General features: G+C 60.0%; 22 protein-coding genes and 1 pseudogene. 9 read left to right on the top strand and 14 right to left on the bottom strand.

Annotated features, from left to right (window positions below; genetic code table 11):
* Window positions 1-72: 72 nt before the first annotated feature.
* Window positions 73-1,485 carry a cytochrome c oxidase accessory protein CcoG gene (gene ccoG / locus ACQRAX_RS20500; RefSeq protein ID WP_412039613.1) on the top strand — a complete coding sequence of 471 codons (1,413 nt, stop codon included), beginning with the start codon at window positions 73-75 and terminating at the stop codon, window positions 1,483-1,485.
* Window positions 1,486-1,526: 41 nt separating this feature from the next.
* Complete coding sequence (gene mapR, locus ACQRAX_RS20495; RefSeq protein ID WP_412039614.1) at window positions 1,527-2,936, top strand: GntR family transcriptional regulator MpaR; 1,410 nt, start codon at window positions 1,527-1,529, stop codon at window positions 2,934-2,936.
* On the opposite strand, the gene ACQRAX_RS20490 is transcribed toward mapR, so the two are convergent.
* Entirely contained in the window at window positions 2,933-3,679 is a 747-nt protein-coding gene (locus ACQRAX_RS20490) for an SDR family oxidoreductase (RefSeq protein WP_412039615.1), read from the bottom strand. The two genes, mapR and ACQRAX_RS20490, sit on opposite strands and share 4 nt — an antisense overlap.
* Window positions 3,680-3,771: 92 nt before the next feature.
* Entirely contained in the window at window positions 3,772-4,425 is a 654-nt protein-coding gene (locus ACQRAX_RS20485; protein ID WP_412039616.1) for a hypothetical protein, read from the bottom strand.
* A gap of 172 nt (window positions 4,426-4,597) precedes the next feature.
* On the opposite strand from ACQRAX_RS20485, the gene ACQRAX_RS20480 reads away from it, so the two are divergent.
* The 5 genes from ACQRAX_RS20480 to ACQRAX_RS20460 are packed head-to-tail and all read left to right on the top strand — an operon-like array spanning window position 4,598 to window position 9,189.
* A complete protein-coding gene (locus ACQRAX_RS20480; protein WP_412039617.1) occupies window positions 4,598-6,307 on the top strand; it encodes a copper resistance system multicopper oxidase in 1,710 nt (569 codons plus the stop codon).
* Complete coding sequence (locus ACQRAX_RS20475; protein ID WP_412039618.1) at window positions 6,300-7,241, top strand: copper resistance protein B; 942 nt, start codon at window positions 6,300-6,302, stop codon at window positions 7,239-7,241. Before ACQRAX_RS20480 ends, ACQRAX_RS20475 begins: the two co-directional genes overlap by 8 nt.
* Window positions 7,242-7,255: 14 nt before the next feature.
* The gene (locus ACQRAX_RS20470) at window positions 7,256-7,684 is read left to right on the top strand and encodes a DUF411 domain-containing protein (protein ID WP_038612884.1); all 429 of its coding nucleotides are present in this window, start codon (window positions 7,256-7,258) and stop codon (window positions 7,682-7,684) included.
* A 10-nt stretch (window positions 7,685-7,694) separates the two neighbouring features.
* Entirely contained in the window at window positions 7,695-8,129 is a 435-nt protein-coding gene (locus ACQRAX_RS20465) for a YqaA family protein (RefSeq protein ID WP_412039619.1), read from the top strand.
* Window positions 8,130-8,187: 58 nt separating this feature from the next.
* The gene (locus ACQRAX_RS20460; RefSeq protein ID WP_412039620.1) at window positions 8,188-9,189 is read left to right on the top strand and encodes an alpha/beta fold hydrolase; all 1,002 of its coding nucleotides are present in this window, start codon (window positions 8,188-8,190) and stop codon (window positions 9,187-9,189) included.
* Here the strand turns inward: ACQRAX_RS20460 and ACQRAX_RS20455 are convergent.
* From ACQRAX_RS20455 to ACQRAX_RS20430, 6 genes are all read right to left on the bottom strand, one after another.
* A complete protein-coding gene (locus ACQRAX_RS20455; protein ID WP_412039621.1) occupies window positions 9,186-9,767 on the bottom strand; it encodes a DinB family protein in 582 nt (193 codons plus the stop codon). The genes ACQRAX_RS20460 and ACQRAX_RS20455 overlap by 4 nt on opposite strands.
* 11 nt (window positions 9,768-9,778) lie before the next feature.
* Window positions 9,779-10,897, bottom strand: a complete 1,119-nt coding sequence (gene zapE / locus ACQRAX_RS20450) for a cell division protein ZapE (protein ID WP_412039622.1) — start codon at window positions 10,895-10,897, stop codon at window positions 9,779-9,781.
* Window positions 10,898-10,956: 59 nt separating this feature from the next.
* On the bottom strand, window positions 10,957-12,105 hold the full coding sequence (locus tag ACQRAX_RS20445; RefSeq protein ID WP_412039623.1) for a PQQ-dependent sugar dehydrogenase: 1,149 nt from the start codon (window positions 12,103-12,105) through the stop codon (window positions 10,957-10,959).
* Window positions 12,106-12,136: 31 nt separating this feature from the next.
* Window positions 12,137-12,451: a hypothetical protein gene (locus ACQRAX_RS20440; protein WP_412039624.1), complete on the bottom strand. Its 315-nt coding sequence runs from the start codon at window positions 12,449-12,451 to the stop codon at window positions 12,137-12,139.
* Window positions 12,452-12,561: 110 nt separating this feature from the next.
* The gene (gene speB / locus ACQRAX_RS20435) at window positions 12,562-13,524 is read right to left on the bottom strand and encodes an agmatinase (protein WP_412039625.1); all 963 of its coding nucleotides are present in this window, start codon (window positions 13,522-13,524) and stop codon (window positions 12,562-12,564) included.
* Between the two features lie 21 nt (window positions 13,525-13,545).
* Window positions 13,546-14,625, bottom strand: coding sequence for an extracellular solute-binding protein (locus ACQRAX_RS20430; RefSeq protein WP_412039626.1), 1,080 nt, complete (start codon window positions 14,623-14,625; stop codon window positions 13,546-13,548).
* Window positions 14,626-14,725: 100 nt separating this feature from the next.
* Here ACQRAX_RS20430 and ACQRAX_RS20425 point away from each other — a divergent pair, with 100 nt between their 5' ends.
* Window positions 14,726-15,613 carry a LysR family transcriptional regulator gene (locus tag ACQRAX_RS20425; RefSeq protein ID WP_412039627.1) on the top strand — a complete coding sequence of 296 codons (888 nt, stop codon included), beginning with the start codon at window positions 14,726-14,728 and terminating at the stop codon, window positions 15,611-15,613.
* A 1-nt stretch (window position 15,614) separates the two neighbouring features.
* Here ACQRAX_RS20425 and ACQRAX_RS20420 read toward each other — a convergent pair whose 3' ends face one another.
* The 4 genes and pseudogenes from ACQRAX_RS20420 to ACQRAX_RS20405 form a co-directional block, all read right to left on the bottom strand.
* Window positions 15,615-18,035, bottom strand: a complete 2,421-nt coding sequence (locus ACQRAX_RS20420) for a TonB-dependent siderophore receptor (RefSeq protein WP_412039655.1) — start codon at window positions 18,033-18,035, stop codon at window positions 15,615-15,617.
* A gap of 158 nt (window positions 18,036-18,193) precedes the next feature.
* A complete protein-coding gene (locus ACQRAX_RS20415) occupies window positions 18,194-19,072 on the bottom strand; it encodes a FecR family protein (protein WP_412039628.1) in 879 nt (292 codons plus the stop codon).
* Between the two features lie 7 nt (window positions 19,073-19,079).
* Window positions 19,080-19,583, bottom strand: a pseudogene (locus ACQRAX_RS20410) (RNA polymerase sigma factor); the annotation flags it as partial.
* Window positions 19,584-19,724: 141 nt separating this feature from the next.
* On the bottom strand, window positions 19,725-19,979 hold the full coding sequence (locus ACQRAX_RS20405; protein WP_412039629.1) for a hypothetical protein: 255 nt from the start codon (window positions 19,977-19,979) through the stop codon (window positions 19,725-19,727).
* A 131-nt stretch (window positions 19,980-20,110) separates the two neighbouring features.
* On the opposite strand from ACQRAX_RS20405, the gene ACQRAX_RS20400 reads away from it, so the two are divergent.
* Window positions 20,111-20,431: a DUF883 family protein gene (locus ACQRAX_RS20400; RefSeq protein WP_412039630.1), complete on the top strand. Its 321-nt coding sequence runs from the start codon at window positions 20,111-20,113 to the stop codon at window positions 20,429-20,431.
* A 68-nt stretch (window positions 20,432-20,499) separates the two neighbouring features.
* On the opposite strand, the gene ACQRAX_RS20395 is transcribed toward ACQRAX_RS20400, so the two are convergent.
* Together ACQRAX_RS20395 and ACQRAX_RS20390 are read right to left on the bottom strand one after the other, a co-directional pair.
* Entirely contained in the window at window positions 20,500-21,129 is a 630-nt protein-coding gene (locus tag ACQRAX_RS20395; protein WP_412039631.1) for a response regulator transcription factor, read from the bottom strand.
* Window positions 21,129-22,928, bottom strand: coding sequence for a PAS domain-containing sensor histidine kinase (locus ACQRAX_RS20390; RefSeq protein WP_412039632.1), 1,800 nt, complete (start codon window positions 22,926-22,928; stop codon window positions 21,129-21,131). Before ACQRAX_RS20390 ends, ACQRAX_RS20395 begins: the two co-directional genes overlap by 1 nt.
* Between the last annotated feature and the right edge of the window lie 102 nt (window positions 22,929-23,030).

Raw genomic sequence — 23,030 nt, 5'->3', positions numbered from 1 at the left:
CTGAGCCTGTTATGCAAACAGATGGGGCGCCATAGTGCTCTGGCCTGATCGAGGCCTGATGAGCGACGAACCATGAGCGATAGAATCCCCGTCCAGATCGTTGAAATTGCCGAGCCTTCCACTTTCAAGAAGAAGACCGTCAGCAGCGACGCAAAGATCCACACCCGCAGCTTTACCGGATTGTTTCGTAACCTGCGCCTGACCGGCGCGGGTTTTCTGTTTTTGCTGTTTTTTGGCACTGTCTGGTTGAACTGGAACGGCCGTCAGGCTGTGCTCTGGGACCTGGCCGAGAGCAAATTCCATATTTTCGGTGCGACCTTCTGGCCTCAGGACTTTATCCTCTTGTCGGCCCTACTGATCATCTGCGCCTTCGGTTTATTCGCCATCACCGTGTTTGCCGGGCGCGTGTGGTGCGGTTACACCTGCCCGCAAAGTTCCTGGACCTGGATCTTCATGTGGTGCGAAAAGGTCACCGAAGGTGATCGCAATCAGCGGATCAAGCTCGATGCCGCGCCGTGGGGCCTGAGCAAACTGGCGCGGCGCTCAGCCAAGCACACGTTGTGGTTAGCCATCAGCCTGCTCACCGGTCTGACCTTCGTCGGGTACTTCACGCCAATCCGGCCATTGACCGAAGAGCTGTTCACCTTGCAGTTAGGCGGGGTCAGCCTGTTCTGGATTCTGTTCTTCACCGGTGCCACCTACATCAATGCCGGCTGGTTGCGAGAAGCGGTGTGCATGCACATGTGCCCCTACGCACGATTCCAGAGTGTGATGTTCGACAAAGACACCCTGGCCATCGCCTACGACCCGTCACGCGGCGAATCCCGTGGTCCGCGCAAGAAAGATAGCGACTACAAGGCCAAAGGCCTGGGCGACTGCATTGATTGCCAGATGTGCGTGCAGGTCTGCCCGACCGGTATCGATATCCGCGATGGCCTGCAGATGGAATGCATTGGCTGTGCGGCGTGCATCGACGCCTGTGATTCGATCATGGACAAGATGGGCTACGCCCGTGGCCTGGTCGGTTACAAGTCCGAGCACAACCTGCAAGGTGGCAAGACCAACTGGCTGCGGCCACGCTTGCTCGGCTATATCACTGCGCTGGTGGTGATGATCGGTGCACTGGTCATCGCTCTGCAACAACGCCCGATGGTCTCGATGGACGTGATCAAGGATCGCGGGCTGTTCCGTGAGAACAACCTGGGCCAGATCGAAAATATTTACACCCTCAAGGTCATCAACAAAACCCAGCAAGCGCAGCACTATCGCTTGCGCCTGGTTGATGCCGAAGGCTTCGAGTTGCATGGCAAGACCGAATTCACCCTGGACGCTGGCGAGATGAGCGAGTTGCCGGTATCGGTGGCGATGCTTGCCGAACGGGCACAAAGTAGCTCCCGGGAAATCGGCTTCGAAATCAGTGACAGCGACGAGCCTGGAGTCTCCAGTGTGGCCCACAGCCGTTTTGTCGCGCCATTGAACCGTTGATCACATACACTTCGCAGCAGTCAGAACTGACCTGAGCCATGATGAAACGCTACGAAAAATTCGCCGACGACATTGCCGAACTGATTCGCTCCGGGGTCCTGGGCCCCGGCCAGCGTGTGCCGTCGGTGCGCTATGCCAGCCAGACCCACGGGGTCAGCCCCTCTACGGTGTTCCAGGCGTACTACCTGCTGGAACGCCGAGGACTGATTCGGGCGCGGCCGCGCTCGGGCTATTTCGTCAATGCCCATGCACCGCGTCAGTTCAGCGAACCGCAAATCATCGAACAAGCGAGCGAGTCTACCGAGGTGGACGTCAGTGAGCTGGTGTTCTCGATTCTCGACTCGATCAAGGACCCGCAGACCGTCGCCTTCGGTTCGGCCTTCCCCAGCCCCAACCTGTTCCCGCTGCCGCGCCTGGCCCGCTCCATGGCCTGTGCCAGCCGCGAGATGGACCCACGCATGGTGGTTACCGACCTGTCGCCGGGCAACCCACAGTTACGGCGCCAGATTGCCCTGCGTTACATGGTCGGCGGCTTGATGCTGCCGATGGAAGAACTGCTGATCACCAACGGTGCCCTGGAGGCGCTGAACTTGTGCCTGCAGGCCGTGACCGAACCGGGTGACCTGGTAGCCATCGAGGCGCCCGCCTTCTACGCCTGCCTGCAAGTGCTCGAACGGCTCAAGCTCAAGGCCGTGGAGATCCCGGTGCACCCACGCGAAGGTATCGACCTTGGGGTGTTGGCGCAGACTCTGGCCAAGCACCCGGTCAAAGCGGTCTGGTGCATGACCAACTTCCAGAACCCGGTGGGCGCGAGCATGCCGGAGGAGAAAAAGCAGCAACTGGTCGAATTGCTGCGTGAGCATCAGGTGCCGTTGATCGAAGACGATGTGTATGCCGAGTTGTACTACGCCCAACAAGCGCCGAAACCGGCCAAGGCCTTCGACACCGATGGTCTGGTGATGCACTGTGGCTCATTTTCCAAGAGCCTGGCGCCGGGGTACCGGATTGGCTGGGTCGCCGCAGGCCGCTATGCGCAGAAAATCGAACGACTCAAACTGATGACCTCGCTGTGTGCCTCGATGCCGGCCCAGGCGGCGATCGCCGATTACTTGCAGCACGGGGGCTACGACCGGCACCTGCGCAAATTGCGCTATGCCCTGGAGGAGCAACAGAGCGCCATGCTTGCAGCCATTGCCCGGCACTTTCCGGCGCAAACCCGGGTTAGTCATCCGTCCGGTGGTTACTTCCTCTGGCTGGAGTTACCAGAGCAGATGGATTCGCTCAAACTGTTCCAGATGGCCCTGGCCCAGGGCATCAGCATCGCACCGGGGCCAATCTTTTCCCCGACCCAGCGCTTTCGCAACTGCATCCGCCTGAACTATGGCAGCCCCTGGAGTGAGCAATCGGAAAAGGCCATGGAGACCCTGGGGCGGATCGTGCGCTCGTTCTAGCGCCCGCCACCCAGGTCGATAAAGCTACCGGTAGAGTACGAAGCTTTGTCCGAAAGCAACCACATAATTGCTTCGGCCACTTCCTCGGCCTGACCACCACGGCCCATCGGAATGCTCGACTCAAGTTTGCTGACCCGTTGCGGATCGCCGCTCAAGGCATGAAAGTTGGTAAAGATATAGCCGGGGCGGACCGCATTGACCCGCACGCCTTCGCTGGCCACTTCCTTGGAAAGGCCAATGGTAAAGGTGTCCAGCGCTCCTTTGGAGGCTGCGTAATCGACATACTCGTTTGGCGACCCAAGCCGGGCTGCGACCGATGACACATTGACGATGCTGCCGCCCTGGCCGCCATGGCGCGTAGACATACGCAGCAACGCATGCTTGCTACAGAGGATTGGCCCGACCACATTGGTTTTCATGACCTTGAGCAGGCGAAACTCGGACATTTCTTCGATTCGGCTCTTCTGGCCGATGGTTCCGGCGTTATTGACCAACGCGGTCACCGGGCCAAGCTCAGCATCCACACGATGAAACAGGTGAATGATCTCGTCTTCAATACTGACGTCCGCCTTGACTGCGATCGCTTCGGCGCCCAGTTCGCGGACTTCCGTCAGCACTCGCTGGGCCGCTTCGTCGTCCGTCAGATAATTGATGCAGATGCGATACCTTTCACGGGCTGCCAGGCGCGCAACGGCGGCGCCAATGCCACGGCTGGCACCGGTGATCACGATGACGTTATCCATGAATACTCCTTCCCCCTCTGGCATGTACTGCTCAAGGCTAACGCACGGAGGGGCCTGGCGTGAAGGTCAGAGAAGCGCCAACGCCTGATGGTTCAGAGCTGAAATGCCTTCACATGAGCTAGGGTCATCGACTTTAGTGACTGACTAATTGACTCCCGGTGGTTTGCATAGACACCTCGATCAAATCGATACAGTCCCCCGACCACCCTCAACACCATGTCACGTTGAGTCTGCGTCCAGAAATCAAAATCACGGGTCTCGACTGACAAACTGATATTCATCCCGAATACCAGCAGTAAAAGTTCCCCCGAGCGTTCTTTTTCCCAGGGCACAGCGAGAAAATCAGACAGTCCTCCGCCGCTTTTCCCGTTGCTGAAAAAACGATCGGCATACTGGCTTTTTCTGACTCTGCCGATGGCAGTAGTCACCCTATTTGCCAACGCAACGGTACCTACATCCCCCACCACGGTGGCAGCAATGCTTTGCAACTCTTTGGCCGAAGTGATCACTCGAGGTTGCTCGGTGATCAGACTCAACTGCTGACAACCGTGTTTTTCGAGCCTATTGCGGTAGTGGTCCATCCAGCTCTTCCAATGAACCCTGGAATCATAGGATTTGCTGGCGAAACCATGCGCGTGCATCAGCATGTCGAGCGCATCTTGCCGTTCTGCCTGGGCCAATCCGGGGTCAAAAGTGACAAGAGCGTTGGCGGCCAGGTACGCCTCCAGTTGTGCGTTCATGTTCATCAGCGTTTCTCTGTGGGTTGTCTGAGGTAACCACACAATGTGTCTTGCCGCGTCGGCAGAACAGCGGGAACAGGTACCTTTGGCAGCTGACAAATCTGTAACTTTCGACTCAGTCTGCTGACAGCTACAGCTGTATATGTTCCTGGCATCTCCGTTACTGGACTGCCTCACAATGTTTGCAAATCCGACCCGCCGTACGTTCGTCAAAGGCTTCGCCGCCGGCAGTGCCCTGGCAGGCCTAGGTCTTTGGCGCCTACCCGCCTTCGCCGCCCCTCAATCACTGGACAACGCATTGACTGGCCGCCACTTCGAGTTGTTTATTGGTCAGACGCCGGTAAACATCACCGGTCGCCTGCGCACCGCATTGACCATCAACAACAGCTTGCCCGGCCCGGTGCTGCGCTGGCGCGAAGGCGACACAGTGACCTTGCGTGTGCGCAATCGCCTGGCTGAGCCAACGTCACTGCACTGGCACGGCATCATCCTGCCGGCGAACATGGACGGCGTGCCGGGCCTGAGTTTTGCCGGCATTGAGCCCGGTGGCGAGTACCTCTACCAGTTCACCCTGCAGCAGAGTGGCACCTACTGGTATCACAGCCATTCCGGGCTGCAGGAGCAGGCAGGGGTGTACGGGGCAATCGTCATCGAGCCGAAAGAACCTGAACCTCATCATTACCAACGCGACTATGTACTGCTGCTCAGTGACTGGAGTGACCACACGCCCGAAGCGTTGATGGCAACCCTAAAAAAGCAATCGGACGCCTTCAACTACCACAAGCGCACGGTCGGCGACTTCATTGATGATGTCGCTGCGCACGGCTGGTCGAAGACCGTGGCCGAGCGTAAAGGCTGGGCGCAGATGCGCATGAGCCCGACAGATCTGGCCGACATCAGCGCGGCAACCTATACCTATCTGCTCAACGGCCAGCCGCCGGATGGCAATTTCACCTGCCTGTTCCAGCCCGGTGAAACTGTGCGCCTGCGCCTGATCAACGGCTCAGCGATGAGCTACTTCGACTTTCGCATCCCCGGTTTGAAACTGACGGTAATCGCTGCCGACGGCCAGCCGGTGCAGCCGGTTGAAGTCGATGAACTGCGCATCGCCGTGGCCGAGACCTACGATGTGCTGGTTCGGGTCGGCGATCTGCCTGCCTACACCTTGTATGCCCAGAGCATGGACCGTAGCGGTTATGCCCGCGGCACCCTGTCCCGCAGCCCCGGCTTGAGTGCGGAGGTTCCCGCGCCTGACCCACGGCCAATCCTGACCATGGCCGACATGGGCCACGGCGGCATGGATGCGATGGCGGGCATGGACCATAGCCAGATGGGCAGCATGGACCATTCAGCCATGGGCGGCATGCAAACCCACCCCGCCAGCGAAACCGACAATCCACTGGTCGACATGCAGACCATGAGCCCCAAGCCCAACCTCAGCGACCCCGGCATTGGCCTGCGCAACAATGGTCGACGGGTGCTGACCTACGCCGATCTGAAGAGCACCTTCGCCGACCCCGATGGCCGCGAGCCGTCGCGCGACATCGAATTGCACCTGACCGGACACATGGAGCGCTTTGCCTGGTCGTTCAACGGCATCAAGTTTTCCGACGCCGAACCATTGCGCTTGCGCTATGGCGAGCGCCTGCGCATCACCCTGGTCAACGACACCATGATGGCCCACCCGATTCACCTGCATGGCCTATGGAGCGACCTGGAGGATGAGCACGGGCGCTTCCAGGTGCGTAAGCACACCCTCGACATACCGCCAGGCAGTCGCCGCAGCTACCGAGTCAGTGCTGATGCTCTGGGGCGCTGGGCCTACCACTGCCACCTGCTTTACCACATGGAGATGGGCATGTTCCGCGAGGTACGCGTCGATGAATGAACTATTCAGCCGTCCACTGTTGGGCAGCCTGGCGCTGCTTACCTTGCTGGTCAGTGAAGACGTCCGCGCCCAGAGCATGGACCATGGCGCTATGAATCACGACAAGATGAATCACACCAGCATACCCCTGGCGCCGATGGACCACGCGGGCATGGACCACAGCAGCATGGGCCACGCGGGCATGGACCACAGCAGCATGGGCCACGGCCAGGCAGTGGACACACCGCGCACACCGCTACGGCCGATCACCAATGCTGACCGCCGTGCCGCCTTCCCACCCTTGCCCGGGCATCAGGTACATGACCGCCAGACCAATTGGGCAGTGGTGGTCGAGCAACTCGAATACCAGAACTTCGAAAGCAGTAGCGCACTTAAATGGGACGCCAACGCCTGGATCGGTGGTGATATCGACCGCCTATGGCTACGCAGCGAAGGCGAACGTGAAGAAGGCGTTACCCATAAAGCGGAGCTACAGGCACTCTGGGGTCATGCCATCAGCCCCTGGTGGGAACTGGTGGGTGGCCTGCGCCAGGATTTCAAACCGTCCAGCGGGCAGACCTGGGCCGCGTTCGGTATCCAAGGCATGCCCTTGTATGGGCTGGAGCTGGAGGCCACCGCCTATGTCGGTGAGCGGCAACAAACCGCGCTGCGCATAGAGAGCAGTTACGCTATCCTGCTGACCAATCGGTGGATACTTGAACCTTCGCTGGAGGCCAACTTCTATGGCCGCAACGATGCCAGCCGCGATCAAGGCAGTGGCCTTGCCGACAGCGAGATCGGCCTGCGTCTGCGTTATGAGATCACCCGCGGCTTTGCCCCTTACCTGGGGGTCAGTTTCAACCGCAGCTACGGCAATGCCGCCGAACAGATCCGCGATGACGCTGGCGATATCGGCCAGACCCGCCTGGTCGCGGGTGTCCGCCTACGCTTCTAGCAGTGGAGAATCATATGTTGAGCAAAAAAATAGTCGCTTTCGGCCTGCTGGCCCTAAGCACCCTGGCCCAGGCTGGACAAACCATTGATGTTTACCGCGACCCTAACTGCGGTTGCTGCAAGGAGTGGATCAGCCACCTGCGCGACAATGGTTTTACCGTCAATGACCATGTCGAACCAAACATGAGCGCGGTCAAACAACGCTTGGGCGTGGCTCCGCGCCTGGCGTCGTGCCATACCGGCGTGATCGACGGCAAGTTCGTCGAAGGTCACGTACCAGCCGAGCAGGTCAAGCTGCTGGCCAAGCGTTCCGACTTGCGCGGTCTGGCCGTGCCTGGCATGCCGATGGGCTCGCCGGGCATGGAAATGGGCGATCACAAAGACGCCTACCAGGTCATCGGCCTGACACAGGATGGCCGCGACGAAGTGGTCGCCAACTACTGATCCTGTTCCGATGTTGAGTGAATGGGCGCTGTTTTTCAGCGCCTTTGGTGCCGCAACGCTATTACCGCTGCAGTCGGAAGCAGTGCTAGTGGGGTTGCTCCTGCACGACCGGCAGGCACTTTACAGCTTGTTGCTGATTGCCACAGCGGGCAATGTGCTGGGTTCGATCGTCAATTGGCTGCTCGGGCGCGGCATCGAGCACCTGCGTGACCGGCGCTGGTTTCCGTTCAAGCCCGCCCAGCTTGAGAAAGCCCAGCAACGTTACCAGCGCTACGGCCAATGGTCGCTGCTACTGAGCTGGATGCCGGTGATCGGCGACCCATTGACCTTGATTGCCGGGATCATGCGCGAGCCGTTCTGGCGTTTCGTCCTGCTGGTAACCCTGGCCAAGGCCGGGCGCTATGCCGTACTGGCACTGTTGACCCTGGGCTGGATGCAATACTGAATCCTCGCAAGCGGATACAGTCTGAGCTTGAACCCAAGGCTCAACACGGAGTGTCCCTATGCTGCGCTTACCCGCTGCCCTGGCCCTGAGCGCCCTGCTCGCCAGCACCGCCTTCGCCGATCAAGCGCCGACCTACGGCGAGCAACTTGAAGGGTTCAGCTACCCCTTCCCGCTCAAGCATTTCAATTTCCACTCCCAGGGCCAGCCCCTACAGATGGGCTACATGGACGTTGCCGCCAGCGGCATCGCCAATGGTCGGACCCTGGTGCTGATGCACGGCAAGAATTTCTGTGCCGCTACCTGGGAAACCACAATCAAGGCCCTGAGTCAGGCCGGATACCGAGTGATCGCTCCTGATCAGATCGGTTTTTGCAGCTCAAGCAAACCGGCGCACTACCAATACAGCTTCCAGCAACTGGCAGATAACACCCAGGCACTGCTCAAACAACTGGGCGTCGACAAAGCCAGCCTGCTCGGCCATTCCACCGGCGGCATGCTCGCCACCCGCTACGCTCTGCTCTACCCGCAACAGGTCGAGCGCCTGGCGCTGGTCAACCCCATCGGTCTGGAAGACTGGAAAGCCCTCGGCGTGCCTTACCGTACCGTCGATCAATGGCACCAGCGCGAACTCAAGCTCGATGCCGAAGGCGTGCGCAACTATGAGCGCAAGACCTACTACGACGGGCGCTGGAAGCCCGAGTACGAACGCTGGGTGCAGATGCTGGTGGGCCTCAATCAAGGTCCTGGGCATCAGGCCGTGGCGTGGAACTCGGCGTTGATCTACGACATGATCTTCACCCAGCCGGTGGTCTATGAATTCAACAACCTGCAAATGCCGACCTTGCTGCTGATCGGTGACGCCGATACCACCGCCATTGGCAGCGACATCGCCGCACCCGAGGTCAAGGCCAAGCTCGGCCACTACAAAACCTTGGGCCCACAAGCAGCAAAAACCATTCCCCAGGGCGAACTGGTGGTGTTCCCTGGCCTGGGCCACGCGCCGCAGATCGAGGAGCCCGAACGCTTTCACCAGGCCCTGCTCGATTGGCTTAAGCGCTAACGCCCCCAAACCTGCGCTTCGGTCCAGCCCAGTTCTGCAAAGTCCTGGGCGCGCAGGTGCGCTTCGTCCTCGCAGAAAAATTCATCCAGCTGCGGTGGACGCACCGAGGTATCACTGAGCATGGCGTGCACCTGGCCACGGTGATGGATCTGGTGCTCGAACAGATGGGACAACAACCGCAGTCGCTGTTCACGCTGGACCCAATCGGGGCGCACGATACTCACGTAACGCTGCAATTGTTCGTCGCGCAGCTGGCTGCAATAGGCAATCAGACGGTGATCGGCCTGAGCTTGTTCGGCATTGAGCGCCTCGCAGTCAGCAAACGGTTCTTCGGGCTCAAAAAAGCGCTCGCTGTCAGGTTCCGGTGCCTGGCCTCGTTGCTCTGATTCAAGGGCATTGAGGTAGAACCAGTCCACCGTGAGAATATGATTGAGGGTCGCCTTGATCGACCCAAAAAAACTGCAGCGAGGCGCCAGGAACTCGTCCTGGCTCAGCTGCAGGCAGGCCTTGTAGAGCCTGTGGTTAGCCCAACCGTTGTGGTAGGCCATGGTCAGCAGATGGTGCGATAGCGGCTGCATGATCGACTCCTTCAACAGAAGCGTTGCAGTTGCATCTCCCGCAAGCGGCTCAGGGTGCGCCGGAACGGGAACTCCAGATACCCTTGAGTGTAGAGTGCTTCCAGGGGCACCTCGGCTTCCAGGTACAGGGCGATCCGACGGTCGTAGCATTCATCGACCAAGGCGATGAAGCGCCGCACGCTGTCATCGTGAATCGACAATTGCGGCAGCTCACGGTCACCGGCCACTACCCGCTGGGCACCATCTTCGGTGCCGCGGGCAATCTTCGCCGGGCGCTGGCGAGCACCGAGGGCAGGTACATCACCGAGCAAAATGGCCTGAAAACTGTCACACAGGTCCATGAAATCCATGGCAGCGAACGGTTGTTCGCAAAGATCAGCGTAACGGCACCAGAGGACGCTGTCGCAGCGTTGCACCACCGTCAGCCGACGCGAACCAATACTCAGCGTCTGATCTGTAGCCGATTGCTCGCCGCGCAGTTGTTCGAACACCTGCTCAAGTGTCGTGGGCTGTCCGCTGTCGCGCACCCAGTAGCGTTGTTGCCCGGCACCCGGGTGCAGGCGGTGATCCTGCTCACCAGCCACGGCAATCACCTGCATATGCTGCTCGATTGCGGCAATTGCTGGCACAAAGCGCTCACGGTTGAAACCATCGCTGTAAAGCTGATCAGGCGGTTGGTTGGAGGTGGCGACAATCACCACACCGGCCTCGAACAACACCTGGAACAAGCCGCCGAGGATGATTGCATCGCCGATATCGTTGACGAACAACTCGTCGAAACAGAGCACACGAATTTCTTCAGCCAATGACCGCGCCAGGGCCTGCAACGGCTCGGCGGTGCCGTTTAGCTGGAATAGACGTTGATGTACCCAACGCATGAAGTGATGAAAATGCTGACGCCGTGCTGGCACCTGCAGGCAGGCGTGAAATTGGTCCATCAACCAGGTTTTGCCGCGGCCGACCGGCCCCCAGAGGTAGACACCTTGTGGGCTTGCGCCGCGCTGCAGAGCCTCGAAACAGGCCTGCAGCTCAGTGGCAGCCTGCAGTTGAGCCGCGTCGCTGACAAAGCCCTTGGTAGCGATAGCTTGCTGGTACAGCTGCAATGGTGACGGCTCGATGAGGCATGACATGGACAAAGCCTATGGCAAAAGGCCCATTCTAGCCCGCTTGCGGTGTTATGCGGGCAGCGCTACAAATCCAGGCCTACCTTCAACAACGCGCCATCCTCAGCATCTGTCAGCAGATACAGATAGCCATCGGGCCCCACCCGCACGTCGCGGATCCGCGCATTGAGTTCGCCGAGCAGGCGCTCTTCATGCACTACTTTGTCACCGTCCAGTTGCAAGCGGATCAGCTCCTGGCTCAACAGTGCGCCAATGAACAGGCTGTGGTCCCAAGGTTTGAAACGCGGGTTGTCATAAAAGGCCATACCGCTGATAGCCGGTGACTTTTCCCAGACATGATGAGGGTCAACCATACCGTCGACATGCTCGCCCTGAGCTTCTGGAATCGGTAGCAGCGTGTAGTTGATGCCGTGAGTCGCGATCGGCCAACCGTAATTCTTGCCGGGCTTGGGCAAATTGATCTCATCGCCACCACGTGGGCCGTGCTCGTTGGTCCACAACTCGCCCGTCCAGGGATTAAGCGCTGCGCCCTGCTGATTACGGTGGCCAAAGGACCAGATTTCCGGGCGCACATTGTCTTGGCCGATAAAGGGGTTGTCTTTAGGCACCGAGCCATCGGGGAGAATGCGCACGACCTTGCCTTGCAGCTTGTCCAGGTCCTGGGCGGTGGGGCGTTGGTTGTTTTCACCCAAGGCAATGAACAAATAACCCTCACGGTCGAACACCAAACGTGAGCCAAAGTGGTTGTTTGTCGACAGCTTGGGCTGCTGACGGAAAATCACGTTAAAGTCTTCAAGCTTGGCCAGGTCTGCAGACAAGCGCCCACGCCCCACCGCAGTACCGGCTTTGCCATCTTCGCCACCGCCCTCGGCATAGCTCAGATAGACCATGCGGTCCTGCTTGAAGGTCGGCGACAGCAGCACATCGAGCAATCCACCCTGGCCCTTGGCCCAGACCTCCGGCACCCCACCCAGCGGCGCACCGACTTTGCCCTCAGGGCTGACAATGCGCAAGTTGCCGGGCCGTTCAGAGACCAGGATGCCCTTACCGTCCGGCAAAAAGGCCAGGGCCCAGGGATTGCGCAGGCCTTCGGCCAGGGTGCTGACCGTGACACTGCCCGCTTCGCTTTTAAAACTGCGCTCAGGCGCGGCATCGGCCAGCAGTGGCAACAACGCCGCGGTCAACAGCGTCGGAATCCAGGTGCGTACGGGCATCAGCATTTCCTTCCAGGGAGGGTTAACCGCTTCAAGGCGTGCGAGGCGACTCGCGTGGCGGCCGAGTAGGGTCCAGGTGCGGTGTGGTTTGTTCGCGGCGCATATTTTCGCCATTACCGATGCCACGATTCTCAACAGTCGGAATACGGGGATTAGGCTGGGTCGATGGGCCGCGTACCGGTGGCGTGGCAGGCACGCTGCCTTGTCGACTGTTGGGGTTGGCCCGCATGATCGGGCTGTTATAAGGGTTGTTCGGCGAGGCGGCCACGTGTATCGGCGCCGGCCCCGCCTGCACCGGTACGTTCAACAGCAAGCCCAGGGCCAGGCCCAGCAGTGATCTGTTCACGGTTCACCTCCTGCGCGAAATGACGCGCCCAAGCATTGGATAGCCTAAGGCGCGCCCGGTTCGTCAGCAAACCGCTATTTCTCCTACAGGTAATTCATTTTGTTTCCAGCTCAGCCGTCGACCTTGTGCCGGGCGGCGTACAGGCAGAGCATTTCCATCGCCAGCGTCGCCCCGGCCAAGGCGGTAATATCAGCATGATCATAGGCTGGCGCGACCTCCACCAGGTCCATCCCCACCAGATTGATACCGCGCAGCCCGCCAATGATCTCCAGTGCCTGCAACGTACACAGCCCACCACACACCGGGGTGCCGGTGCCCGGCGCGTACGCTGGGTCAAGGCAATCGATGTCGAAGGTCAGGTACACCGGGTGGTCACCCACCCGCGCGCGAATCGCCTCGATAATCGCCGCACATCCCCGCTGGTGTACCTGCCGCGCATCGAGCACGGCAAAACCCTGGGAATCGTCATTAGTGGTACGCAAACCGATCTGCACCGAGCGCGACGGATCCACCAGGCCTTCACGCGCGGCGTGCCAGAACATCGTGCCGTGGTCGACACGCCCGCCCCCCTCCTCGTCCGGCCAGGTGTCGCTGTGGGCGTCGAAATGAATCAGCGACAACGGCCCATGTTTGCGCGCATGCGCTTTGAGCAGTGGGTAGCTGATGAAATGATCGCCACCCAGGGTGAGCATGGCGCAGCCCGCTTCAAGGATCTGCTCGGCATGCGCCTGGATGCTTTGGGGAATGGTCTGCGGGCTGCCGTAATCGAAATCACAGTCACCGTAGTCGATCACCGCCAGATGATCGAACGGATCGAATTGCCATGGCCAGTGCCGGGCCCAGGCCTGCTGCACCGAGGCGGCACGAATGGCCCGCGGACCAAAGCGCGCACCGGGACGGTTGCTGGTGGCGGTGTCGAACGGCACGCCGCTGACCACCACATCAACACCGCGCAGGTCGCGGCTGTAGCGGCGCCTGGAAAAACTGGTGATGCCGGCAAAGGTATTTTCCGCGACCGTGCCATACAGGCTTTCACGGGTCATGGCCTGGTCGTTGTGGGGGGCGAGATCCATCATCGGGCTCCTGGTTTGTTGTTATTGGCGACTACGAAAAGCGGTCCACAACCGGGTGCGTTGGCGCATGTCGGCCAAGCTCATACTGCGGTCGGCAAACAGCCGCGCGCGCACTTCATCCGAGGGGTAGATATCCGGGTCGCCGCGCACCGCCTCATCCACCAAGACGGTGGCGGCCTGGTTGGCGTTGGCGAAAAACAGGGTGTTGGTCAGCGGCGCAACCGAATCGGGGCGCAGCATGAAGGCAATGAATGCCCTGGCAGCCTCTGGATGCGGGGCGTCTTTAGGGATGGCCAGATTGTCTTGCCAGATGATCGTGCCTTCGCGGGGAATCCGGTACACCACCTGGTAGGGCTTGTTGGCTTGCCGGGCCTGATCGGCGGCCATGGTCGCATCACCGTTATAGGTCAGCGCCAAACACACGCTACCGTTGGCCAGGTCGTTGATCTGCCTGCCATTGGCAACATAGCTGATCGACGGTTGTAGTTGCTGAAGCAGTGCCTGGGCGGCGGCCAGGTCATCTTTGTTACGGCTGTACGGGTCTTTGCCCAGGTAGTGCAAAGCCACGCCGATCACCTCCTGCGGCGAGTCGGACATGGCAATCCCGCAGTCCTTGAGCTTGCTCGCATACTCGGGCTTGAACAACAGATCAAGGCTATCGAGCGGCACATCGCCGACTCGCTGGCGCACCGCCTCCAGGTTCATCCCCAAGCCCAGAGTGCCCCAGGTATAAGGCACCGCGTACTGGTTGCCGGGGTCCACTTCGGCCAGCTTGGCCAACAGGTCTTTGTCCAGATTGCTGTAGCCGGGCATTTTCTGGGCTTGCAGCGGTTGCAGCGCGCCAGCCGCCAGCGCGCGTGCCAGCAGGCTGGAGGACGGCACGACCACGTCGTAGCCACTGCCGCCGGTGAGCAACTTGGTTTCCAGCACCTCCGTGGTGTCGAAGGTGTCGTAGCGCACCTTGTAGCCGCTTTCCTTTTCAAAGCGCTGCAATACTTCGGGCGCCACGTAATCGGCCCAACTGTAGAGATTGAGGACTTTTTCTTCGGCCTGAATCGGCAAGGCCAGTATCAGCGGGAACAACCACAGGTATCTACGCATGTCGGGCACCTTTATCAGTGGATGCCGCCAGCATGCACGCCGGGTTACATTACAAAAATGGCAACTTACTTAAGCTGACATTCATCAGGAGCAATGTTTGATGCTCGGACAACTGCACGACCTCGACCTGCACCTGCTGCGGCTGTTCGTCACTGTAGTCGAGGCCGGTGGCTTCAGCGCCGCTCAGGGCGTACTCGGACTGAGCCAGCCGAGTATCAGCCAGCAGATGGCGCGCCTGGAAACACGTCTTGGCTATCGCCTGTGCAGCCGTGGTAAAGGCGGCTTTGGCTTGACCGCCAAAGGCGAGGTGCTGCTCAAGGCAACCCGGGAGCTGCTGGTACAGATCGAAGCTTTCCGCCATCAAGCCAACGGCGTCGCTGGTCGTTTGCTCGGTGAGGTGCGCGTGGGCATTTCTGAAGCCCAGGACAGTAGCGTGACCCTGCGCCTGGCTAAGGCCATCGAGCGCTTTCGCCAACGCGACGAATCCGTGCGTCTGGAACTGGTCAGTGCCATGCCGGCGGATCTTGAACGTCTGCTGTTGCAGCAGCGTCTGGACTTGGCCATCGGGTACTTCTCCGGCAAGCAGTCGGCGTTCGACTACACCCCACTGTTCGAAGAGACCCAGCGCCTGTATTGCGCCAGCCACCACCCGCTGGCCAACCAGGCTGCGAGCCTGGATGTACTGTTGCAGGCCGACCAGGTCGAGCACCCCTACAGCTTTCTGGAAAGCCCCGACCCGCTCAGCGGCGGTCACGCTTCAGCACGCTCCGAACAGGTCGAGGGTGCCTTGGCGTTCATTCTTTCCGGGCGCCACATCGGCTATCTACCCTGCCACTTCGCCGCCCCCTGGGTCGAGCGTGGGTTGTTGCAGGGGTTGGATCCGGCATTGAACTTTGAGGTGCCCTTCGTCCTCGCCCGTCATCGCGCGCAAGTGCCCAGCGACGCCCAGCAGGCCTTTGAAGCGGACCTGCTGACAAGCTTTGCCTGACTCAATACGCCATCGACCAGGTCAAGGTGTAGGTACGACCGCGCCCTTGGTAGTCATACAGGTACTCCGGGCCATAGGTCGGTGAATAGAACAGCGTCGCACGCTGGCCCCAGACCGTGCTGTATTGCTTGTCCAGCAGGTTCTGGATGCCGGCGCTGAAAGTGCCGAAGCCCGTCTCTTGGCTGCCTAGCAAGTCAAAGGTGGTGTAGCCCTTGATCTCGTGATCGGCATCGTCCTTGAGGGTGAAGGCATGGTTGGCCTGCAGGCGCGCGCTACGCGCTTCGTCCTTCCAGCCGACAAAGGCCGTGGACTTGGACAACGAAGCATAACGGGCATCACGCTTGATCCAGTCGCCGTTTTTGTCTTCTTCCTCTGAGCGCACCAGGTGCAGGGTGCTACCCGCTTCCCAGCCGCTTTCGAAATGACGGGTCAGTGCCCCTTCAAAACCGAAGTCACGGCTTTTTTGGTCCTCGACATTGATGGTCAGGGTGGCCATGTCGGTGGTGATGATCTTGTCCGACCAAATGTAGTACACCGCCGCCTGCGCATCCCAGTCGAGGTCGGCGTAACGCCAACCCATTTCCACCTGGCGGCTCTTGATCCCGGCCAGCGGGTTGTCTTCGACACTCAGGCCCGGCTTGCCGTAAAACTTGGCGGGGTCTGGCAGGTCGAACCCCTCACCGTAGTTGGTCCAGACTTGATGACCGTTCTTGAAGTCATAGATGGCGCCGAGGTTGAACAGATTGACCTGATAGTCGTTGCTGCCGCCGGGCACACCCTTGAAATCGCCGACATCTACATCCATCTGCTGGCGTCGGGCGCCGCCGGAGACCGTCAGGTTATCCGTCGCATGCCAGTCCATCTGGGCGTAGTACGACAGACCATCGACCCGGTAACTGGGATAGCGCGGGGCCTTGCTTTCCTTTTCCAGGTCCAGCCCGCCACTTTCGGAGGAAGTCAGCGAATCGAAAGTAGTCTGCTCGGCATTGAAACGCTCACGGTCCAGGTCCACGCCATACGTCAATTTGAGGGTGTCCCACTGCTTGGCAAACAATGCCTTGAGGCTGCTGACCTCAAAGTTCTGCTGCGAGGCGGCAAAGTACACCCCTTTGGAACCGGCCGGTTTACCGTTGTAGTACGGGAACGGGTAGAAGTTGTCGTCTTCCTTGCGGTAGGACGCCTGCAAGTAGAAGTCCTGGCCAAATACATCACTGTGGTGATAGTTGGCATTGAGCAGCACACGCTTGGTTCGTGGCTCAAGGTCGGTGGAGTATCCACCGCGCAGCTCGGCGTCTTCCAGGTCCGACGGAGCGTTATGCTTGAGATTGGGAAAATAGATCCCGGTGCTGCCGTGATTGCCGGAGTCGTAGTACTGGGCCAGCAGGTCAAGGCTTTGCTCATCGTTGAACGTCATACCCAGACTGCCGAGCACGTCGATGGTGCGGTTGTACTGCAGATCAGTCTGGGTGTTGTCGATGAAGATCTGGTCGCCAGCGCCATCGTAGAAAGCTTCGTTCTGCTCACCTGAAATACCCAGGCGTGCATTGATCCGCTCGTTGCCACCACTGACCGACTGGGCGATGCGGGTCGACAGGTCATCGCTGTTGTTAAAACCGCTGCTGGCCCCCAACTGGGTCTCGAAGCGGGCCGGACCGGGCTCACCTTTCTTGGTCACGATATTGATGATGCCGCCGGTGGCGCCGCCACCGTAGATGGCGCTGGCACCAGAAAGCACTTCAACACGCTCGACGTTGAACGGCGAGATACTGTCGAACTGGCGCGACAAGCCACGGGAGCTGTTCTGGCTGACGCCGTCGATCATCACCAGCACATTGCGCCCGCGCATGTTTTGGCCGTAGTTGGTGCGCCCTTCCGGGGCCAGGTCCAGGCCAGGTACCAGTTTGCCAATGGCTTCTTTGAGGCTGACACCGCTGTTGATCTGCTCCTTGAGCTGCTGCTGGTCAACCACCCAGACGGTGCCCGGAATTTCACTGATCGCGGTGCTGGTGCGCGAAGCCACGCTGACCTCAGTCGGCTTGAGGCTGACACTCGCCGGAGTAGCCTGGACCTTGCGCAGGATTACCGTGCGCGAATCGCTGAACTGCCAGCTCATACCGCTGCCGGCCAGCAGGCTCTGCAAGGCCTGGGCAATGCTGTAGCGACCATTGAGGGCCGGGCTGTGCAAGCCGGCGACATCGGCACTGGTAAACAATAGGTGCAGCCCAGCCTGGTCGGCGAACGCTGTCAAGGCCTGATCAAGTTCCTGAGCCGGTAGTTCCAGGCTGACCTCGCGGTCTTGCTGGGCGCTCGCTTGCCCAGCATTGGCGACCTCGGCTGCCACTGCCCAGACGGGACCAAGCAGTGCGGCGACGGCGGTTGAAGCCAGCAAAGCGTGTTTGAAACGAGCAGTGGAGCAAGCGATTGGCTTAAGCGGACCCTTCACAATGTTCTTCCAGGCAAATGGTGTAAATGAGAATGAATTGCTGATCAGTCTCACTACGACGATTGGGCGAAGAAGAACTTGCAGTGGATAATTGAAATTATTTTTCGGCAGCTATTCGCACGTGGCCTGCGCCGCAGTCAATACACCACGGCCAGCCAAGGCAAATAGGTAACCTTCAGTGCATAGCGCTGCTCCAGGGTACGCAACAGCCCTTGCGGATCATCCAGGTCAAATACCCCGCTGACCTGCATCGCCCCCAGCGTTTGATCGGACAGCACGATGCGCCCGTGCTGGTATCGCTCAAGCTCGGCCAGTACTTCGCGCAGGGGCTTGCCATTGAAGATCAGCTTGCCGCGTTGCCAGGCAGTCTGAGCCCGTGCATCCGGTGTGCTGGTGAGCACGCGTTCACCGATTTGTGCCTGCCCCTGGGCAATCACCACACGGTTGTGGCTGCCATCACGGCGCACACTGAACACCGCCCCGCTACCTTGCACCGCTTCGCCACCCGCTTCGACAACGAACGGACGCGGGTCATCAGCCGGTTCGAACAGCGCCTCACCCACTTTGAGCGTCACTCGACGCTGACCACTGCTGAAATCCACCGACAAAGCACTGCCACTGTTGAGCAACACCTGCGAGCCATCAGCCAAGGTAATCCGCTGCTGTTGGCCAACGCGGGTGTGATAGTCAGCAAGCAAGGCCGGGGCTTGCTGCCAACCGCCATAACCAATCAGCGCCAACACCAGCGAAGCGGCCAAGGCACTGCCCCAGCGGCGCTGGCGCGGCACAGCGGCCGTCAGTTCGCTCGCCGCACGAGTCTGGCCTAGATCGCCCCACAAGGCTTCGGCTTCCTGGGCTGCTTGAGTATGAGCGGGACTGAGTGCACGCCAACGCTGATAACGGACACGTTCGGCCTCCGTGGCGTTGCCGGAGTGCAGCAGCACCTGCCAGTCGAGAGCATCGTCGGACAAATCACTAAGCGGCTGCGGTGCAGACATGGCAAGGGCATCAATCATGGTTGTGTTTAAGCCAGTCGCGGCAGTGGCGCAACGCTTGGCCGATGTATTTTGCCACCATGCTCTCGGAAACACCCAACTGTTGTGCAATCTGCGCCTGGGTCAGGCCTTCGACGCGGTTGAGCAACAACGCCTGACGAGCGTTAGGCGGCAGCTGTAGTAAGGCTTCGTCGAGCTGCTCAAGGCGCTCACGAGCCAGCAACGCCGCCTCCGGTGCTGGCGCCGGACACGGCACCTGGTGCGCCGCTTGAGCGTCGTCGAGGTTGCCGGCCATCCGTTGTTCGCGACGCAAGGTATCGATGGCCAAGTTGCCGGCCACGCGGAAGATGAAGCTGCGTGCATGCAGCACCGGTAGGTCCTGCTGCTCGATTTTGACCAACTTGAGGTAGGTTTCCTGGGCCACATCAGCCGCACGCTGACGGTCGCTCATGCGCCGGGTCAAGAACTGCAGCAGGTCATCGTAATGTTCCTGGAAACTGGCCAGCAGCCCGGACACGGGAGACGTCAACATGGAGGGATTCGATGGGCCTTGGGAACAAGAAATACACGCTAATGAGAAACAGTATCGTTCATCTTGGTCGTGCTTTTCAACGCCCCTGTGCAGTGGCCGCACCGGGCTGGCCCAGCAGTGCTGAGAATGCCTGCAATTGCCTTACTTGGCCGCGGCCATCAGCTTGTTGACCTCACTGCGGACCATATTGGCGAACTCGGGCGGCGACATGCCATCCAGTTCAGAGCGCACCCATTCAGCCCACTTGCCTTTACGCCGGGGTTTTTCTGCGATCAGCCGAGCGGCTTCGCCCTTGGCCTTGCCCAGGTTGCTCTGCCAGAGCTCGAACAGCCGGGCTTTTTCGTCCTCGATCTGCGCCCGTTCGGCGAAGCTCTTGTTGGCCAGATTGAAACTCATGAGGGTGTCCTGCCGCTTGAAAATAGGCGCTATCTTACACTGTAGCCAGCAACGGACGGCAAAGTCGCTGCAACTTTCCGCACCCAGCGGTATCCACTGTTCAATGCCCATCAACTAACGAGGAAGCGCCCATGGCCAGAAAAACCACCGTGCAAGCCGAAGCCGAGCAAATCAAGGACCAGGCTTTCAGTGAACTGCAGAGCTTGATTGAAGAATCGGAAAAGCTGCTACGCGACAGCGCCGCGCTGGTGGGCGAAGACGCCGAAACCTTGCGCGCCCAGGTCGGCCTCAAACTCAAGCAAGCGCGCGAAGCGGTCGGCAATGTACGGAGCAAGGCCCAACCGGTGGTTGAAGCCACTCAAGACTATATCGGTGGCCATCCATGGCAGACGGTGGCGATTTCGGCAGGGTTTGGCTTGGTGGTGGGGCTACTGCTGGGGCGGCGTTCTTAAATCACCGCAGCGAACGGTGGGAGCCAGCCGTGCTGGAAAGGCCAGCTCCCACAACGATCTGTGTCAGATCAGGGCTGTGCACCCAGCGCCTCGACCACGCCACAGGCAATCGCCATCCCCACCAATGCAGGCAAGGTGTCAGCCTCCATGCGCTTCATCACCCGCGAACGGTATAGGTCGACGGTCTTCACGCTGACCTCAAGCTGTTCGGCAATTTCACGGTTACTAAAACCTTGCACCAGTGGCACGAAAATATCCCGCTCACGTGGTGTCAGGCTGTCGATTCGCGCTTGCACCTCCGCCCGTGGCCCGCTGTCGGCAAGAGCTCGACGTGAGCGGTCGAGCGCGGCCTGGACAGCATCCAGCAGCAACTGATCGTTGTAGGGCTTTTCAATGAAGTCGCAGGCGCCAGCCTTGAACGCTCGCACCACGATCGGTACATCGGCATGGCCACTGAGAAAGATCACCGGCAGCTCGATACCGCGCTCGTTCAAGGCTTGCTGGACACTCAGCCCGCCCATACCGGGCATGCGCACATCAAGCAGCACACACGCTGGCAAGTACTCGCCACAGGTCTGTAGAAACGCCTGACCACTGGTAAACGGCATCGCTTGAATACCGACTGACTCCAACAGCCAGACCGTTGAGTCGAGCATGCCCTGGTCATCGTCGACTACATAGACTTTCGCTTGCTGCATCACATGCCCTCAGTTCCGACACTGGCCACCGCCGCCAGCCGACAACACAAGATCAATCCACCCTCCACACCCGGTAACGCCTGCAAGGTCCCGCCAAAACCCTCAATAATACTGCGGCTCATGCTCAAGCCAAGGCCCAGCCCCTCCGGCTTGCTGGTGTTGAAGGGGGTAAAAATACCGTCCAGCCGCTCTGCCGCCACGCCAGGCCCCTGGTCGCTGACTTCTACCTGCACTTGCCCGGCGACAAATGCAGCGCTGAGCACGATACGCGAAGGCTGCCCTTGATGCTGCTCGCGGTTGGCATCAATGGCATTGCGCAAGAGGTTGAGCAACACCTGTTCGAGCAACACCCGATCGGCATAGACCGCCAGCAGCGGGTCGCTCACTTGCAACTCGATACTCACCTGGTCTCGGCTCGCCTCCCAGTCACACAGGCGCACCGCTTCAATGGCGACATCGGCGATTGACAAAGCCTGCAGGCGCCGCGGCTCCTTGCGCAAGAACGCACGCAGGCGCTTGATCACCTCAGCCGCGTGGGTTGCCTGTTCAGTGATTCGCGCCAAACCCTGAGCAACCCGCGCCGCCGCCTGCGGATCACGGTCCAGGGTTTGTAGGTAACGTTGACTGGCGCCCGCGTAGTTGACCACCGCCGCCAGCGGCTGGTTGATCTCGTGGGCAATGCCTGACGCCAGTTCGCCGAGGGTGACCAGCCGCGCACTGTGGGCCAGTTCATCCTGATGCCGACGTTGTTGGCTTTCGCGCAATTCGCGCTCAGTCATGTCGCGGGCGACCAACGAGTAGTAACGTTGGCCACCGCTGGCGCGATGGGCGATCAACACCAGCGAAACCGGAAACGCCGGCGCTCCCTGCCATGGGATCAAACGTGTCTCGGCGTGCCAAACGCCGGTTTGCTCGGCGCGCTGCCAACCTTCACGCTGCAACTGTTGCGATAGCCCAGGGTCGAGCAACCGCTGCAACGTAGGCAACGTCTGTACGTCCTGCAACCCCAGGGCGCGGCGCGCCGAACCGTTGAGATAACTCAGATGACCTTCACGGTCGGTGAACAGCACCAGGTCGGTGTTTGCCTCCACCACCTCGGCGAGCCGTCGACGGTTTTCCTGGGCCTCGACGCGCACGCTGATATCCCGAGAGACACTGACAATCTCTACCACCGCCCCAGTATAGGTTTCACGAATCGCCCGGCTGGCGATCTCAAACCACAGGTAGTGACCGTGGCGATGGCGCACCCTACACGTCATGGTCTGATAGCCGTCCTGCTCCAAGGCCTGGGCCGCTTGCAGCAGCGATTGCTGACGGTCCTGAGGGTGAAACAACGACTGCACGGCGACGCCACGCAATGCTTCAGGCCAATAGCCGAGCAACCGATAGGAGGCCGGCGAAGCATCGAGAAAGCAACCATCGGGACTGTGCCGCGAAATCAGGTCGGTGGTGTTTTCGGTGATCAATCGATACAGGCGCCGCGCCTGGTTGGCCTCACGTTCAGCAACGCGTTCGGCGCTGGCGTCACGACAACGCGCCAACACCTGATCAGCAGCGACCGGGATAAAGGTCCAAAGCAGAATTTGCCCGGCAACCTGCGCTTCGACATCGCTGATCGCCCGGGCCTGGCGCTGGCAGGCATTGACCAGCGCCTGGAAATTACCCGGCAACCAGTATTCGGCTGAGCGCTGTGGCCAAGGTCCGAGCATGGCCTGCAAGGCCGGGTTGACCGCCAGCACCGTTGCCGAGGCATCGAATAGCAGGCTGGGTTGTGGATCGCTGGCGAGCAAAGCGGTCATGGGTGTGCTCAATCGAATGGGTCAGGTTACGAATATAGTACTTCTACTATATTGCTATAGTCTATCTTCCAAGTACCATAGCGATTCACGTAAAAGTGTGTC

This window comes from Pseudomonas sp. UM16 (assembly GCF_050312595.1).
Classification (GTDB): Bacteria; Pseudomonadota; Gammaproteobacteria; order Pseudomonadales; family Pseudomonadaceae; genus Aquipseudomonas.
This window is presented reverse-complemented; position numbering and strand designations above follow the sequence as displayed.

Bases quoted from the DNA above. Each gene is read 5' to 3' on its own strand.
- ACQRAX_RS20395 (WP_412039631.1), bottom strand. From the start codon at position 21,129: ATGCAGCAAGCGAAAGTCTATGTAGTCGACGATGACCAGGGCATGCTC.
- ACQRAX_RS20490 (WP_412039615.1), bottom strand. From the start codon at position 3,679: ATGGATAACGTCATCGTGATCACCGGTGCCAGCCGTGGCATTGGCGCC.
- ACQRAX_RS20405 (WP_412039629.1), bottom strand. From the start codon at position 19,979: ATGAGTTTCAATCTGGCCAACAAGAGCTTCGCCGAACGGGCGCAGATC.
- ACQRAX_RS20400 (WP_412039630.1), top strand. From the start codon at position 20,111: ATGGCCAGAAAAACCACCGTGCAAGCCGAAGCCGAGCAAATCAAGGAC.
- ACQRAX_RS20425 (WP_412039627.1), top strand. From the start codon at position 14,726: ATGCTCGGACAACTGCACGACCTCGACCTGCACCTGCTGCGGCTGTTC.
- zapE (WP_412039622.1), bottom strand. From the start codon at position 10,897: ATGTCATGCCTCATCGAGCCGTCACCATTGCAGCTGTACCAGCAAGCT.
- mapR (WP_412039614.1), top strand. From the start codon at position 1,527: ATGAAACGCTACGAAAAATTCGCCGACGACATTGCCGAACTGATTCGC.
- ACQRAX_RS20470 (WP_038612884.1), top strand. From the start codon at position 7,256: ATGTTGAGCAAAAAAATAGTCGCTTTCGGCCTGCTGGCCCTAAGCACC.
- ACQRAX_RS20465 (WP_412039619.1), top strand. From the start codon at position 7,695: ATGTTGAGTGAATGGGCGCTGTTTTTCAGCGCCTTTGGTGCCGCAACG.
- ccoG (WP_412039613.1), top strand. From the start codon at position 73: ATGAGCGATAGAATCCCCGTCCAGATCGTTGAAATTGCCGAGCCTTCC.
- ACQRAX_RS20455 (WP_412039621.1), bottom strand. From the start codon at position 9,767: ATGCAGCCGCTATCGCACCATCTGCTGACCATGGCCTACCACAACGGT.
- ACQRAX_RS20415 (WP_412039628.1), bottom strand. From the start codon at position 19,072: ATGATTGATGCCCTTGCCATGTCTGCACCGCAGCCGCTTAGTGATTTG.
- ACQRAX_RS20390 (WP_412039632.1), bottom strand. From the start codon at position 22,928: ATGACCGCTTTGCTCGCCAGCGATCCACAACCCAGCCTGCTATTCGAT.
- ACQRAX_RS20480 (WP_412039617.1), top strand. From the start codon at position 4,598: ATGTTTGCAAATCCGACCCGCCGTACGTTCGTCAAAGGCTTCGCCGCC.
- speB (WP_412039625.1), bottom strand. From the start codon at position 13,524: ATGGATCTCGCCCCCCACAACGACCAGGCCATGACCCGTGAAAGCCTG.
- ACQRAX_RS20430 (WP_412039626.1), bottom strand. From the start codon at position 14,625: ATGCGTAGATACCTGTGGTTGTTCCCGCTGATACTGGCCTTGCCGATT.
- ACQRAX_RS20485 (WP_412039616.1), bottom strand. From the start codon at position 4,425: ATGAACATGAACGCACAACTGGAGGCGTACCTGGCCGCCAACGCTCTT.
- ACQRAX_RS20460 (WP_412039620.1), top strand. From the start codon at position 8,188: ATGCTGCGCTTACCCGCTGCCCTGGCCCTGAGCGCCCTGCTCGCCAGC.
- ACQRAX_RS20475 (WP_412039618.1), top strand. From the start codon at position 6,300: ATGAATGAACTATTCAGCCGTCCACTGTTGGGCAGCCTGGCGCTGCTT.
- ACQRAX_RS20445 (WP_412039623.1), bottom strand. From the start codon at position 12,105: ATGCCCGTACGCACCTGGATTCCGACGCTGTTGACCGCGGCGTTGTTG.